Annotated in this window: 15 protein-coding genes; 9 read left to right on the top strand and 6 right to left on the bottom strand. The window is 35.1% G+C overall.

The genetic code is table 11. The features are described from left to right. The first annotated feature begins 56 nt into the window (after positions 1–56). The 7 genes from FD33_RS03600 to FD33_RS03570 all read left to right on the top strand — a co-directional run bounded on the left by FD33_RS03600 (position 57) and on the right by FD33_RS03570 (position 5,163). Positions 57–410, top strand: coding sequence for a MerR family transcriptional regulator (locus FD33_RS03600; protein WP_025084701.1), 354 nt, complete (start codon positions 57–59; stop codon positions 408–410). A 2-nt stretch (positions 411–412) separates the two neighbouring features. Further along, positions 413–1,357, top strand: a complete 945-nt coding sequence (locus FD33_RS03595; RefSeq protein ID WP_056955769.1) for an aldo/keto reductase — start codon at positions 413–415, stop codon at positions 1,355–1,357. 36 nt (positions 1,358–1,393) lie between these two features. Then, entirely contained in the window at positions 1,394–2,404 is a 1,011-nt protein-coding gene (locus FD33_RS03590) for an aldo/keto reductase (protein WP_056955768.1), read from the top strand. 26 nt (positions 2,405–2,430) lie between these two features. Continuing rightward, positions 2,431–3,342, top strand: a complete 912-nt coding sequence (locus FD33_RS03585) for an amidohydrolase family protein (protein WP_025084702.1) — start codon at positions 2,431–2,433, stop codon at positions 3,340–3,342. A gap of 1 nt (position 3,343) precedes the next feature. After that, on the top strand, positions 3,344–3,916 hold the full coding sequence (locus FD33_RS03580; RefSeq protein WP_025084703.1) for a histidine phosphatase family protein: 573 nt from the start codon (positions 3,344–3,346) through the stop codon (positions 3,914–3,916). A gap of 1 nt (position 3,917) precedes the next feature. Further along, a complete protein-coding gene (locus FD33_RS03575) occupies positions 3,918–4,502 on the top strand; it encodes a histidine phosphatase family protein (RefSeq protein WP_025084704.1) in 585 nt (194 codons plus the stop codon). 85 nt (positions 4,503–4,587) lie between these two features. Continuing rightward, positions 4,588–5,163: a histidine phosphatase family protein gene (locus FD33_RS03570; RefSeq protein WP_025084705.1), complete on the top strand. Its 576-nt coding sequence runs from the start codon at positions 4,588–4,590 to the stop codon at positions 5,161–5,163. Positions 5,164–5,216: 53 nt separating this feature from the next. On the opposite strand, the gene FD33_RS03565 is transcribed toward FD33_RS03570, so the two are convergent. From FD33_RS03565 to FD33_RS03540, 6 genes are all read right to left on the bottom strand, one after another. After that, on the bottom strand, positions 5,217–5,963 hold the full coding sequence (locus tag FD33_RS03565) for an amino acid ABC transporter ATP-binding protein (RefSeq protein ID WP_025084706.1): 747 nt from the start codon (positions 5,961–5,963) through the stop codon (positions 5,217–5,219). Continuing rightward, positions 5,963–6,658: an amino acid ABC transporter permease gene (locus tag FD33_RS03560; RefSeq protein ID WP_025084707.1), complete on the bottom strand. Its 696-nt coding sequence runs from the start codon at positions 6,656–6,658 to the stop codon at positions 5,963–5,965. The genes FD33_RS03565 and FD33_RS03560 overlap by 1 nt, the downstream gene beginning before the upstream one ends. A 31-nt stretch (positions 6,659–6,689) precedes the next feature. Further along, entirely contained in the window at positions 6,690–7,472 is a 783-nt protein-coding gene (locus FD33_RS03555; protein ID WP_025084708.1) for a transporter substrate-binding domain-containing protein, read from the bottom strand. An 80-nt stretch (positions 7,473–7,552) separates the two neighbouring features. Beyond that, on the bottom strand, positions 7,553–8,476 hold the full coding sequence (cysK, locus tag FD33_RS03550; protein ID WP_056955767.1) for a cysteine synthase A: 924 nt from the start codon (positions 8,474–8,476) through the stop codon (positions 7,553–7,555). Between the two features lie 13 nt (positions 8,477–8,489). Next, positions 8,490–9,287: a homoserine O-acetyltransferase/O-succinyltransferase family protein gene (locus tag FD33_RS03545; RefSeq protein WP_025084882.1), complete on the bottom strand. Its 798-nt coding sequence runs from the start codon at positions 9,285–9,287 to the stop codon at positions 8,490–8,492. Positions 9,288–9,536: 249 nt separating this feature from the next. Next, positions 9,537–9,998: a hypothetical protein gene (locus FD33_RS03540; RefSeq protein WP_025084883.1), complete on the bottom strand. Its 462-nt coding sequence runs from the start codon at positions 9,996–9,998 to the stop codon at positions 9,537–9,539. Positions 9,999–10,127: 129 nt separating this feature from the next. On the opposite strand from FD33_RS03540, the gene FD33_RS03535 reads away from it, so the two are divergent. Continuing rightward, the gene (locus FD33_RS03535; RefSeq protein WP_025084884.1) at positions 10,128–11,483 is read left to right on the top strand and encodes a hemolysin family protein; all 1,356 of its coding nucleotides are present in this window, start codon (positions 10,128–10,130) and stop codon (positions 11,481–11,483) included. Positions 11,484–11,571: 88 nt separating this feature from the next. After that, entirely contained in the window at positions 11,572–13,149 is a 1,578-nt protein-coding gene (locus tag FD33_RS03530) for a peptide chain release factor 3 (protein ID WP_025084885.1), read from the top strand. Positions 13,150–13,209 lie beyond the last annotated feature (60 nt).

The raw sequence follows: 13,209 nt of genomic DNA, 5'->3' as shown, positions 1-13,209 counted from the left end.
TGATAATATAGATGTTCCGTTAAGGGATGTCTATTTTTTTGTAGGAAAGATTAATTATGAATAAAAAAGAAGTTAGCCAAAAATATCGGATTCCAATTGAAGTGCTTGATGAATACGAATCTGGGGGTCTGTGTAATGTCGTTAAGTATGTGATGGGTGAGTGGCAATATGATGATCAGGATCTGGAACGTTTAAGTACAATCATGGCTTTACATGATGTTGGCTTTAATAATGAAGAAGTTAAGGAATATATGCATCTTTTATTAGAGACTAGTGATTCTAAAGAAGAGATTATAGCATTGCTAAATAATAAGCGTAAAAAAAAATTACAGCAGATTCATTTACAAGAGAAACAATTGGAAAGAATCGATTATTTGAAATTTAAAATGAAAGAATTAAAGGAGAAATAATTATGAATAATTTACCTAAAATTGCATTAGGAACTTGGGCTTGGGGAGAAGATAAGTCAAAAGGCAATAAAGTTTTTGGAAATAGTTTAACTGAGGAAGATCTAAAACCAGTATTTGAAACGGCTATGAATTTAGGCTTGAATCTTTGGGATACAGCAGCCGTTTATGGAATGGGAGCTTCAGAAGAAGTCCTAGGTCAATTTGTGAAAAATATTGATCGTAATAAAATTATTTTATCTACAAAATTTACGCCACAAATAGCTGATAATACAGATCAACCAGTTGAAAATATGTTTGATGGCAGTATTAAAAGATTGAATACTGACTATATTGATATTTATTGGATTCATAATCCGGCTGATGTTTCAAAATGGACAGAAAAGATTATTCCATTGGCAAAGAGCGGAAAAATTAAAAATATTGGTGTTTCTAATCATAGTTTAGCTGAGATCAAACAAGCTAATGAAATTTTGAATAAAGAAGGGTTAAAGATTTCAGCCGTTCAAAATCATTACAGTTTGTTGAATCGAACTTCTGAAACCTCTGGAATTATTGATTATTGTAATAAAAACGATATTACTTTCTTTGCGTACATGGTCTTGGAACAAGGAGCACTTTCGGGTAAATACAATAGTCAACATCCTTTCCCTGCAGGTAGTGATCGAGCTAAATCATATAATTCCAAACTTGATGAATTAGAAGATTTGATCAAAGGCATGAGTAAAATTGCTCAAAAGCATGATATTGATGTTGCTCAAATTGCGACTGCTTGGGCTGTTAATAAGGGAACGGTTCCTATTATTGGTGCCACAAAAGTTAAACATATTGAAGATGCAGCTAAGGCGGCCAAAGTAGTATTGAGTGCAGAAGAGTTAACACAATTGGATGAACTTGGAGATAAGACGGCCGTAAGCACTATCAGAGAATGGGAAAAACCTATGAAATAAAGAGTTATTAAATGAATTTTGGTAAAGGAGACAATAATGGATTATCGTAAACTGGGTAATACAGGATTGGATGTTTCAAGGATCTGTTTAGGAACAATGGGCTTTGGACGCCCAGAAACAGGTGTTTTCCCTTGGGCTATTGACTATGATAAAAGTGAACAAGTGGTTAAAAAAGCTTTAGATTTGGGAATCAATTTTTTTGATACGGCCAATATTTATTCTTACGGTGATAGTGAAGAGTTTTTAGGAAGAGCATTAAAAAAGTATGCTAATCGTGATGAAGTAGTAGTCGCTACAAAGGTATTCTTCAGCCAATCTGATAAACCTAACCAACACGGATTATCACGTAAAGCTATCATGACTCAAATTGATAAAAGTTTAAAACGATTAGATATGGATTATGTTGATCTGTATATCATTCATCGCTGGGATTACAACACTCCAATTGAAGAAACTATGGAAGCTTTGCATGATGTAGTTAAATCAGGAAAAGCTAGATATATTGGAGCTTCAGCCATGTATTCTTGGCAATTTGAACGTGCCCAAGCGGTTGCTAGAGAACATAATTGGACTGAATTTGTTTCAATGCAAGATCACCTGAACCTCTTATACCGTGAGGAAGAACGTGAGATGCTCCCACTTTGTGAAGACGAAAATATTGCGATAACACCATATAGTCCCTTAGCCTCAGGACACCTGACACGTTCAACTTGGGATGGTAAGACTAAACGTGCTCAGACTGATAAGGTTGCTGAAAGTAAATATAATAATGCGGAACAAAACGATATGGAAATTGTTAAACGAGTTTCGGAAGTAGCAACTAAACATCATGTTACGATGGCTCAAGTTGCCATTGCTTGGTTACTGCAAAAGAAACAAGTTGTGGCCCCAATCATTGGTGCAACTAATCCAGATCATTTGGCCAGTACCGTTGATGCTTTGAATATTAAATTGGATAATGAAGATGTGAGATATATGGAAGCACCATATTTACCACATAAGTTAGTCGGTGCTTTTACTAAAGAAGAAAATGATTTTACTCGTTAATGATTGATAGGATAGGTGAAAAAATTATGAGTCAAAAATTAGATGTTTTTGCACACGTTTTGCCAGCCAATCTGTTGAAGAGTATTAAAAAAGATGTCCCCAGTATTATTGAGGACAATCTTTTTTTGCAGATTCCATCTTTAACAGATTTAAAATTGCGTCATCACGACTTTCCTCAGAATGTTAAACAGGTTATTTCAAACGTTAATTTAAATCCTGAAGATTATTTTGATGGAGAAAAGTCTGCTCGAATGTGCTGGGATGCCAATGAAGAAATGATACAGATTCAAAAAGACAATGCCGATATTTTTGAATCAGTTGTAGCAATGGTACCTATGAATAATCTGGATGAGACCATCAGAATCATTCAGGAAGTTTCTAAAAATTCATCTTTAGTGGGAATTCAAATTTTTACAAGAGCTTTAGGAAAGTCGATTGCTGACCCAGAATTTGAAGGAGTGTTTAAAATAGCTGCAAAATTAAATGTTCCAATTTGGTTACATCCCGTGTTTGATGATAGAAAGCCAGATAACAATCTGACTTTCAGCTGGGAATATGAATTAACACAAGCCATGTACCAACTTGTTTCGGCTGATTATTTCGAAAAGTATTCTGATTTAAAGATAATCGTTCATCATGCAGGAGCAATGGTGCCATTTTTTGCTGGACGGATTAAATATACTTTGCCTAAACATTATGAGGATTTTAAGAAGTTTTATGTTGATACAGCAATTCTGGGTAATCCTAAGGCTTTAGAATTAGCACTAGACTTTTATGGTTCAAAACATTTAGTCTTTGGGACAGATGCGCCTTTTGCCGTAATGCCTAATGGAGCAACCAAAGAAATCATGCAAGCAATTGATGAAATGAACATTACTGATACTCAAAAAGACAATATTTATCAAAAGAATTTTATTAATCTGTTGAAGGAGAAATAGAATGACAAAAAAACTTTATTTAATGCGCCATGGACAAACTCAATTTAATGAACTACATAAAATTCAGGGAGCATGCGATTCTCCATTAACGCCAAAAGGAATTGCCGATGCTAAAAAGGTTGGTCAATATTTTAAAGAACATCAATTAACTTTTGATCATGCATATTCATCAACTCAAGAAAGAGCTTCCGATACCTTAGAATTGGTAACTAATCAACCGTATCAACGGCTTAAAGGGTTAAAAGAATGGAATTTTGGTGTCTTTGAAGGTGAAAGTGAAAAATTAAATCCCAAATCTGATCCTAAAATAGGTTCATATGGTGATTTCTTTGTACCCTACAAAGGGGAAGCTGCCAATGAAGTACAAAGTAGAATCAATCGAACATTAACTAATGTTATGGAGCAGGCAACAGACGGTCAAAACGTCTTAGCTGTTAGCCACGGTGGAGCTATTCATATGTTTACATTGAAGTGGATCACTGAACGATTGCCACACATTACTAATTGTTCGGTAATTGAATTCGAATATGATCAAGGTATTTTCAAATATCAGAAAACGATTGAAGTGAATTAGAATGGTCAAAACCTTATATTTAATGCGACATGGACAGACACAATTTAATGCATTAGGTAAGATTCAGGGCGTCTGCGATTCGCCTTTGACCTCAAAGGGCATTGCCGATGCTAAAAGAGTTGGTCAGTACTTTAAGGATAATCAAATAGAATTTGACCACGCCTATTCGTCAACGCAGGAACGAGCCTCCAACACTTTAGAATTAGTAACTAATCAGCCCTACCAGCGTTTGAAGGGATTAAAAGAATGGAATTTTGGTGTCTTTGAAGGTGAGAATCAACGACTAAATCCTAAATATGATTCAAAAATTGGTTCAGTCGGAGATGCTTTTGTTCCGTACGGTGGTGATTCAGCAGATGCCGTTCAAGCACGAATGGTAAGAGTTTTGACTGATATTATGAATCGTAAAGATAATCAAAAAATCTTAATCGTAGGCCATGGTGCTTCAATTTATTTATTCTTGAAGAATTGGATTCCACTGAAGGAAATCGTCAAGCACGTAGAAATGAAGAATTGTTCTGTTTTGAAGTTCGAATTTGAGAATAACGAATTTAAATATCTTAAAACAATCAATGTGGTAAATTGATTTTAATTTTCGACTTAAATTTGTAGTTTCAAAAGTAAAAGTCGCGTATTCTAGGCGTATATCAGATTTTGGGAGAGAAATTGAGATGAAGACACTATATTTGATGCGTCATGGACAAACGCTGTTTAATAAACTAGAAAAAACACAGGGAGCCTGTGATTCACCTTTAACAGTTAAGGGAATTGAGGATGCTAAAGCAACAAAGCAATTTTTTGTAGAACATCAAATGCACTTTGATCATTGCTTTTCATCAACACAAGAACGTGCTTCCGATACTTTGGAATTAGTAACTGATCAACCTTATCAACGTTTAAAAGGAGTTAAGGAATGGGATTTTGGTATTTTTGAAGGTGAAAGTGAAGCACTCTTACCTCAAACTTACTATACTGACGGTTCTTATGGTGATTTCTTTGTTGAATTTGGTGGTGAGTCAGCTATAGAATTTCAAGCTCGTGTTGTTGAGACTCTTAAGAAGACAATGTCACAAGTATCTGATGATGAAAATGCATTAGTAGTTTGTCATGGAGCAGTGATGTTAATGTTTATGCAGTCATTATTCTCAATGGAAAAGATTGCTAAGAAGATCAGCTTTCATAATTGTGCTGTACTTAAATTAACTTTCGATAATGATAGATTTGAATTTGTTGAGCAAGTAAAATAATCCCTAGCAAAAAAGCAGCCATTTATTGGCTGCTTTTTTATTAGGGATTATTACTATTTTTCTTCGTTAAATGAGATACCTGACAGAAAGTCTTTAATTCTTGTTGTTGGGTGATTGAAGAATTCATCCGGAGAACCGTCAAAGAGAATGTCGCCATCTTCAACGAAGACAATTTTGTCAGCGACTGAACGAGCAAACTCCATGTTATGAGTAACAATGATCATTGCCTGGCCCATCTTACTTAGCTCCTCCAAAATCAAAAGAACTTGTGTTTCTAATTCTGGATCAAGGGCACTGGTGGGTTCATCCAAAAGGATGTATTCGGGGTCCATTGCTAAAGCACGGCAAATTGATATACGTTGTTGTTGTCCACCGGATAGTTGGCTAGGATAACGATCAGCATATTCTGACAATCCAACTTGAGCAAGTAATTTATGAGCACGTTCTTCAGTTTCTTTTTTGGATTTACCAAGCACTGTTTCAGGAGCAGTAGTGATGTTCTTAATTACAGTCAAATTAGGAAAGAGATTCCAATTTTGAAAAACCATACTAGTTTTTTTACGAACATCAAAACTGAGCTTTTTAGAAACAGGTTTGGAATAATCGAGTTGTAGATCAGAGAAACTTAAGGTTCCACTCTCAGGTCGAACTAAAAGATCAAGTGATCTTAGTAGTGTCGACTTACCAGAACCAGAAGGTCCCAGAATAACCGTTGTTTTACCATCAGGGAAGTCAACACTAAGATTTTTAAGGACTTGTTTTTTACCATAGGTTTTAACAATATTCTTTAATGAAATCATTAAGCTTCACTTCCTTTAACGTATTTTGAAGTTCTCCGTTCGAGATAATGTTGCAATAGAGTAAGTAACGAGCAGACAACAGCATACAAGAAAGCAGCCAATGAGTACATTAATAATGGTTGGAAGTTTTTAGCAGTGATTTGTTGACTGACTTGGAACATTTCCAAAATTGTAATGGAACTGGCTAGAGATGTATCTTTCACTAAACCAATGAATGAATTGGATAGTGGTGGTAGAGCAATTCTAACAGCTTGTGGCAACACAATCTTCATTAATGTTTGCTTAGTCGTAAAGTTCAATGTAAAAGCTGCATCCCATTGATCTTGCGGAACTGATAACAAGGCTGAACGAATCGTTTCTGAAGCATAGGCTCCAGTATTCAATGAGAAACCAATTACGGCAGCAATGAATGGTGATAGTTGAACGCCAGCACTTGGAAGACCAAAGAAGATAATGAACAATTGAACCAACAGTGGAGTAGAACGGAATAACCAAACATAGAAGTTAGCAATCGCACGAAGTACTAACCAAGGATATTTGATTAATTTGTTTTCACTCGGTTGGATAAATTTAATTAGAGCTGTTAATACGGCTAAGATCAGGCCAAAGATAAAAGAAATGATGGCCAACGGAATGGTATACTGCAACATTGCAGAAATCATTGCCGGTAACGAAGTAATGATAGTGTGCCACATGAAGTTATAACCCCCTCGATAATTTTAAAGTTTATTTTTTGGTGATATCTTCACCGAAGTATTTATTAGAAAGCTTCTTCATTGTACCGTCTTTATATAGTTCTTTGATAGCTTTATTTACACGGTTACGTAGATGAGTTGATTTCTTGTTGTAAATTGGTGCAATTTCTGATGGTTCAAGTTTGCTATTTGGAATAGTAATGTATTTCAAATCAGTGTTCTTATGACTTTCCTTCCAATATAAGAAGGCTTCCTTAGAATTGAAGGCACCAGCAACACGTCCTTGATTGATCATTGACATGTCAGTTTGGAAATCGGCTGCAGGAACAACTTTAGCACCAAATTTTTCGGCATGATTATAGTTGTCAGTACCAGTACCAGCAGAAATCTTCTTACCTTTAATATCATTTACAGAATTAATTCCTGTGCCATCTTTAGTAATAATGACAGATTTTGAATAAATGTAAGGTGTTGAGAAGATGTAGTGTTTCTCACGTGATGGGTTCTTTGCAACGTTGTTCAAAACAACATCGAAAGTATTAGAATTTAAACCGGCAATTAATGAGTCCCATTTTGTTGGAACAAATTTAGCCTTTAGATCAAGTTTCTTAGCAATGGCCTTACCAAGATCAACTTCGAATCCTTTTAATTTACCATTATCACGGTATGAATAAGGTGCATAAGTACCTTCCAAACCGATAGTTAAAGTACCATCAGTTTTAGTATCACTGTTAGCACTCTTGTTTGAGCAACCAGTTAGAACCAAAACAAAGGCCGCAATCATTGTTAAAATTAAAGCTATACGCTTTTTCATTATAAAAAATCCCCCTCTAATAGAAAATTACCATTTTCTATTCTCTCATAAAATAAAAATACTTAAAAAAGATATGACTTCTAAAATTTAAATAAGTCAGTTGATAAATATCGTTCACCGTTATCGGGTGCAACAGTAACAACAGTTTTACCCTTACCAAGTTTCTTGGCAATTTGAATGGCTCCATATATATTGGCACCGGCAGAAATACCTGGTAGAAATCCCTCTTTGTGGCTAACTTCTTGTGCCATCTGAATAGCTTGGTCACTAGTTACTTCTATTATATCTGAGTAGGCATCCTTATCGAGTGTATCGGGAATGAAGCCGGCACTGATACCTTGAATTTTGTGAGCACCAGTTTTTCCTTCCTTTAACAGGGGAGATTCAGCGGCTTCAAGAGCCCAAACCTTTACATTAGGATATTTTTTAGTTAGAGCATGACTAACGCCAGAAAGAGTACCACCAGTACCGACACCGGCTACAAAACCATCAACTGGAGTGTCGCCGAAAGCTGCAACGATTTCCTTACCAGTAGTAGCTTCATGAATAGCAGGGTTAGCAGGATTTTGGAATTGCATAGGCATAAAGTAGCCATTTTCCTTAGATAGGTCAGTAGCTTTCTTAATAGCACCGCCCATACCATCTTTACCAGGTGTCAAAATCAATTCAGTACCGTAACCTTGCATTAACTTACGACGTTCAATACTCATTGTTTCAGGCATTGTAATGATTAAATGGTAACCCTTAGCAGCAGCAACTAATGATAAACCGATACCAGTGTTACCAGAAGTAGGTTCAACTAAGGTATCACCAGGCTTGATCTTGCCAGTCTTTTCAGCAGCTTCAATCATTGAAAGAGCAATTCTATCTTTGATAGAGCTGCCAGGATTGAAGAACTCTAATTTTACATAAACGTCAGCGGCATCTTCAGGAACGACGTTGTTTAGTTTAACGATAGGTGTATTTCCAATAAGTTCTGTAATATTTTGAGCAATTTTTGTCATAATAATAATCTCCTTAACAAGTAGTTAATTTATATTCTGAAACTGATTGAAGCCAATTGTGATAAAAGTTAAGTTGTGTTTGCTTCCAAGCAAAAGTTGGCTTCTTATCTAATGGTGAATAGTAATTTAAAGCTGGAAGTGGATGTTTTACCTTGGAACTGGCCAATTCACGACGATATTCTTTATCTAAACCATCTCTTTGATATTCCAAATGTGAAAAGATAAAAGTTTGATTCTTATCGACGGTTTCGGCCAAAGTTAGTAAACCATTTTCACTGATAGCTTTGACTGATAGGTGAGGGTTATTCTGTATTTCTTCGTGATCCATTTCGGCATAACGAGCGTGAGGTGCAGGAAAGTTGTCACTGATGTTTTCAAGATATTTAGAATCCTTTAAAATTTGGTTTTGAAAGATTCCGAATACCTTGTGAGGTAAAAGTTTTTTTTGAATGTTATATATACGATTAAGGGCAGCCATGGCGCCCCAACAGACATAAAGTTGTGGAATATTGGTCTGATTTAATTGATCAATCAAATCATTGATTTCATCAAAGTAGGAAACTTGAGGAAAATCTAATTTTTCAACTGGACTACCGCTAATAATAAAACCATCAAGATCCTTAACTTCTTCTAAATCTAGAGGTTTCATGTTATCTGTTATTTCGGAATCGAGTACACGATCAACGTAACGAGTGGCTGAATAGTAAAAAGTTAATTCGACGTTATCAAGGTCTAAAGCCTTCTGAAAATTGTTCATGGTTTCGATTTTATTTTGCATTAAATTTAAAATTCCAATTCTAATAGGTTCCACAAGTATCTCCTTTCTAAGTTTGGCAAACAAAAAGAGGAGCCGACTAATGTCAGCTCCTCTTGATTTACAGTTTGCACTACTTGTTTATCAATTGAGTGGTATTAGACATGTCGAAAAAGTATAGTAATTTTTGTCAATTACTACACAACAACATGATTTAATGTTTTCTTGGTTAAATTTCAACATGTCAAATTCCTCCTGCAATTAAGATGACTCAAATTTACAATTAAAAAATTAATTAGTCAAGGATTATTTCTTTTTTTCTGTATAAATTGAAAGTGACTCAAATTCCAAATATGATGCTAAAGTCAATGAAATCATCAATAAGAAGACCAACCAACCCATTGTACGACCAAGGATTAAACTCAATGGTAAAAAACGAGCAATGAGATAAATGCTTAGCATCGATAGCCAAAAATCAACAAAAAGATTTGCACCAATGACAACTTTGTTACGTTCAAGTACAAAAAAACGTAAGAGATCTTTGAGAATTTTTCTAGTTGAGCTACGGTACATAATCAAAACAGGACGTTGAGCAATTACCTTAACAGCAAACATACCAAAAGCTCCCACAATTCCACCAACAACAATTCTCCAAGTCAAAGCGTGTAGAACTAATGAGTTATATGATACCCCGATGATCGACAAACAGAGAACATAAGGGATGATGAAGAAAAATAGGTAGATGATGGAAATTTTTTTATTAGACATTTTTGATTACTCCCTATATACTAATGTTCTTATTTTAACATGAAAAAGGTTTATTGTTGAATACATAAACACCTGTTATAATTGTTTTGTTTATGTTTAAGTTTACAAATGAAAGTGAGTGCGAGTTAAATGAGTGGTGACTCTTCTGGAGCGTCGCTTTCCGGGCAGCTGATTTTAATAATAGTTTTAACATTATTAAATGCTTTTTTTGCAGCAGGCGAAATGGCGATAGTTTCTGTTAATAAGACGTCCGTTGAGGAAAAAGCAAAGAGTGAAAATAAACGGGCTCAGAAAATATTACAGGCGATTAATAATCCCAATAAGTTCCTATCTACGATTCAAGTAGCGATTACCTTAGCAGGCTTCTTGTCATCAGCTAGTGCGGCAACTACTTTAAGTACGAGGGTAGAATCTTTGATTGGTAAATTTCCAGGTAGTCACGAAATTTCAATCATTATTATAACGATAATTCTATCGTTTATTACCTTAGTTTTCGGTGAACTGTATCCGAAGAGAATAGCGTTACAAAAACCTTATGAGGTGGCTAGTTTTACTGAACCTTTTATAAGATTTGTTGGTAAGATTTTGCGTCCATTTGTTTGGTTGTTGGATAAAACAATTAATATGTTGACGAGGATCACGCCGATTGATTTCAGTCAAAAGGATGATCCTATTTCTAGAAATGAAATGATTGCTACTTTACGTAAATCACGTAATAGTGGAACAATTAATTCCGATGAATATCAAATGTTACAAGGAATCATTCGTTTCGGTGATAAGACAGCACGAGAAATCATGACACCGAGAATGGATACCTTTATGATCGACATCAATAATCCTGTTGATGAGAATATTGATGCAATTCTAGAACAACCATATTCAAGAATTCCGTTGTATGGTGGCGACAAGGATAACGTTATTGGAATTGTTCATATTAAGGATTTGTTGAAGAAGTCTCGAGAAATTGGTTTTGAGAATATCAATTTAAAATCAATTATGAAGGAACCATTGTTTGTTCCCGAAGCAACTAATATTGACGCCTTGCTTTTAAAAATGCGTAGTACACAAACTCAAATTGCTATGGTGGTTGATGAGTATGGGGGAATTGTCGGTTTAGCTACGATTGAAGATATTTTGGAAGAAATCGTTGGGGAAATTGATGATGAATATGATCCTGTAACGAAGAATTTCCAACGTTTGGGTGCTAATAAATTTTCTGTCATTGGTTTAATGACAATTGAAGATTTTGATGAATTATTTGAAGAAGAGATTCAAGTAGAAGATGTTGATACGATTGCAGGTTATCTGATTATGAATATTGGTGAGATACCTGATCCTAAACATCCCAAGTCATTCGAATTAAAAGATGGAACTGTAATTACATCTGGTGAATTGAATGGATCAAGAATTGAAAATGTTATTGTGACTGTACCAGATAGTAAATTAAAGACAGTTACCTCAAACATGTTCAAAAAGAAATACTAACTGTATTTCTTTTTTTTCGATGAAGAATTAAGTTACAAAGTATGTATGGAGGAATAAAGTGCACAGAAATTCTGTGTGTTAATAAAATATGGATCAAAAACAATTAGAACAAGAAGTAAATAAACGTAGGACCTTTGCCATCATCTCTCACCCGGATGCTGGTAAAACAACTATTACTGAACAAATGCTTTACTTTGGTGGAGTTATTCGTTCTGCTGGTACAGTTAAAGCTAAGAAATCTGGTCAATTTGCAACTAGTGATTGGATGGAAATTGAAAAGAAACGTGGTATTTCTGTTACCAGTTCTGTTATGCAATTTCATTATCATGATAAGGATATCAACATTTTGGATACTCCAGGACATGAGGATTTCTCTGAAGATACTTATCGTACATTGATGGCGGTTGATGCTGCAGTCATGGTAATTGATTCTGCCAAGGGTATTGAACCACAGACAAAGAAATTATTTAAAGTTGTTAAAAAACGTGGTATTCCTATCTTCACATTTATGAATAAACTTGATCGTGATGGTCGTGATCCGCTTGATTTGATTGCTGAATTGGAAGATCTTTTGAATATCGAGGGTTGTGCTATGAATTGGCCTATCGGTATGGGTAAGGAATTAAAGGGATTATACGATATTAGTAATAATCGTTTGGAACTTTACCGTAAAGATGGCGATGATCGTTTCCTACCTTTGAATGATAAAGGACAATTGGCTGAATCTAATCCAATTGAGGAAGAGGGTGTCTACGAACAAGCATTAGGTGAAGTTGATTTGATTAAAGAAGCTGGTAACAAGTTTGATTTGGATAAAGTTTTAGCAGGTAATCAAACTCCTGTATTCTTCGGTTCAGCTTTGACTAACTTTGGTGTGGAGACTTTCTTGAATACATTCTTGGATATGGCACCAGCTCCAGCCGAACATAAGGAACAAGATAGTGAAGAAGTCGTAAAGCCTGATGATCCAACATTCTCTGGTTTTGTCTTTAAAATTCAAGCCAATATGAATCCTAATCATCGTGATAGAATTGCTTTTGTACGTATTTGTTCAGGTGAGTTTGTCCGTGGAATGGATGTAACTTTGAATCGTACAGGCAAAGTGATGCGTTTGAATAATGCGACTGAATTCATGTCTGATCAAAGAGAAACAGTTAAGACCGCTGTTGCCGGTGATATTGTTGGTTTGTATGATACTGGTAATTTCCAAATTGGTGATACGATTTATGAGGGCAAAAAGTCAGTTCAATTTGAAGATTTACCTCAATTTACACCGGAAATGTTTATGGAAGTTCAAGCTAAGAATGTTATGAAACAAAAGTCATTCCACAAAGGGATGCAACAATTGGTTCAAGAGGGTGCGGTTCAACTTTACAAGAAATATACAACTAATGACTATATTTTAGGCGCAGTTGGACAACTTCAATTTGAAGTCTTCCAATTTAGAATGAAAAACGAGTATAATTGTGATGTCGTTATGAAACCAATTGGTTCTAGAATTGCCCGTTGGGTCGATCCTGAACAACTAGATGCTTCAATGTCATCAACTAGAAATATGTTAGTGAAAGATTTGGATGATAAACCATTGTTCTTATTTGAGAATAAATTTGCTGAAAACTGGTTTGCTAACAAATATCCAAATGTTAAGTTAACTTCAAAATTATAGAAAATCGCTGAAGGGCGGTTTTTTTTATTGTAAAATTTTCATGGTAGTGTAAAAAATCAC

It is taken from the genome of Companilactobacillus paralimentarius DSM 13238 = JCM 10415 (assembly GCF_001434985.1).
Taxonomy (GTDB): Bacteria; Bacillota; Bacilli; order Lactobacillales; family Lactobacillaceae; genus Companilactobacillus; species Companilactobacillus paralimentarius.
The sequence above is the reverse complement of the archived record's forward strand: the minus strand, read 5'-3'. Positions and strand labels throughout refer to the sequence as shown.

What these genes read in the sequence shown, in the direction of transcription:
- FD33_RS03600 (WP_025084701.1), top strand. Translation starts at nt 57, where the DNA reads ATGAATAAAAAAGAAGTTAGCCAAAAATATCGGATTCCAATTGAAGTG.
- FD33_RS03595 (WP_056955769.1), top strand. Translation starts at nt 413, where the DNA reads ATGAATAATTTACCTAAAATTGCATTAGGAACTTGGGCTTGGGGAGAA.
- FD33_RS03590 (WP_056955768.1), top strand. Translation starts at nt 1,394, where the DNA reads ATGGATTATCGTAAACTGGGTAATACAGGATTGGATGTTTCAAGGATC.
- FD33_RS03585 (WP_025084702.1), top strand. Translation starts at nt 2,431, where the DNA reads ATGAGTCAAAAATTAGATGTTTTTGCACACGTTTTGCCAGCCAATCTG.
- FD33_RS03580 (WP_025084703.1), top strand. Translation starts at nt 3,344, where the DNA reads ATGACAAAAAAACTTTATTTAATGCGCCATGGACAAACTCAATTTAAT.
- FD33_RS03575 (WP_025084704.1), top strand. Translation starts at nt 3,918, where the DNA reads ATGGTCAAAACCTTATATTTAATGCGACATGGACAGACACAATTTAAT.
- FD33_RS03570 (WP_025084705.1), top strand. Translation starts at nt 4,588, where the DNA reads ATGAAGACACTATATTTGATGCGTCATGGACAAACGCTGTTTAATAAA.
- FD33_RS03565 (WP_025084706.1), bottom strand. Translation starts at nt 5,963, where the DNA reads ATGATTTCATTAAAGAATATTGTTAAAACCTATGGTAAAAAACAAGTC.
- FD33_RS03560 (WP_025084707.1), bottom strand. Translation starts at nt 6,658, where the DNA reads ATGTGGCACACTATCATTACTTCGTTACCGGCAATGATTTCTGCAATG.
- FD33_RS03555 (WP_025084708.1), bottom strand. Translation starts at nt 7,472, where the DNA reads ATGAAAAAGCGTATAGCTTTAATTTTAACAATGATTGCGGCCTTTGTT.
- cysK (WP_056955767.1), bottom strand. Translation starts at nt 8,476, where the DNA reads ATGACAAAAATTGCTCAAAATATTACAGAACTTATTGGAAATACACCT.
- FD33_RS03540 (WP_025084883.1), bottom strand. Translation starts at nt 9,998, where the DNA reads ATGTCTAATAAAAAAATTTCCATCATCTACCTATTTTTCTTCATCATC.
- FD33_RS03535 (WP_025084884.1), top strand. Translation starts at nt 10,128, where the DNA reads ATGAGTGGTGACTCTTCTGGAGCGTCGCTTTCCGGGCAGCTGATTTTA.
- FD33_RS03530 (WP_025084885.1), top strand. Translation starts at nt 11,572, where the DNA reads ATGGATCAAAAACAATTAGAACAAGAAGTAAATAAACGTAGGACCTTT.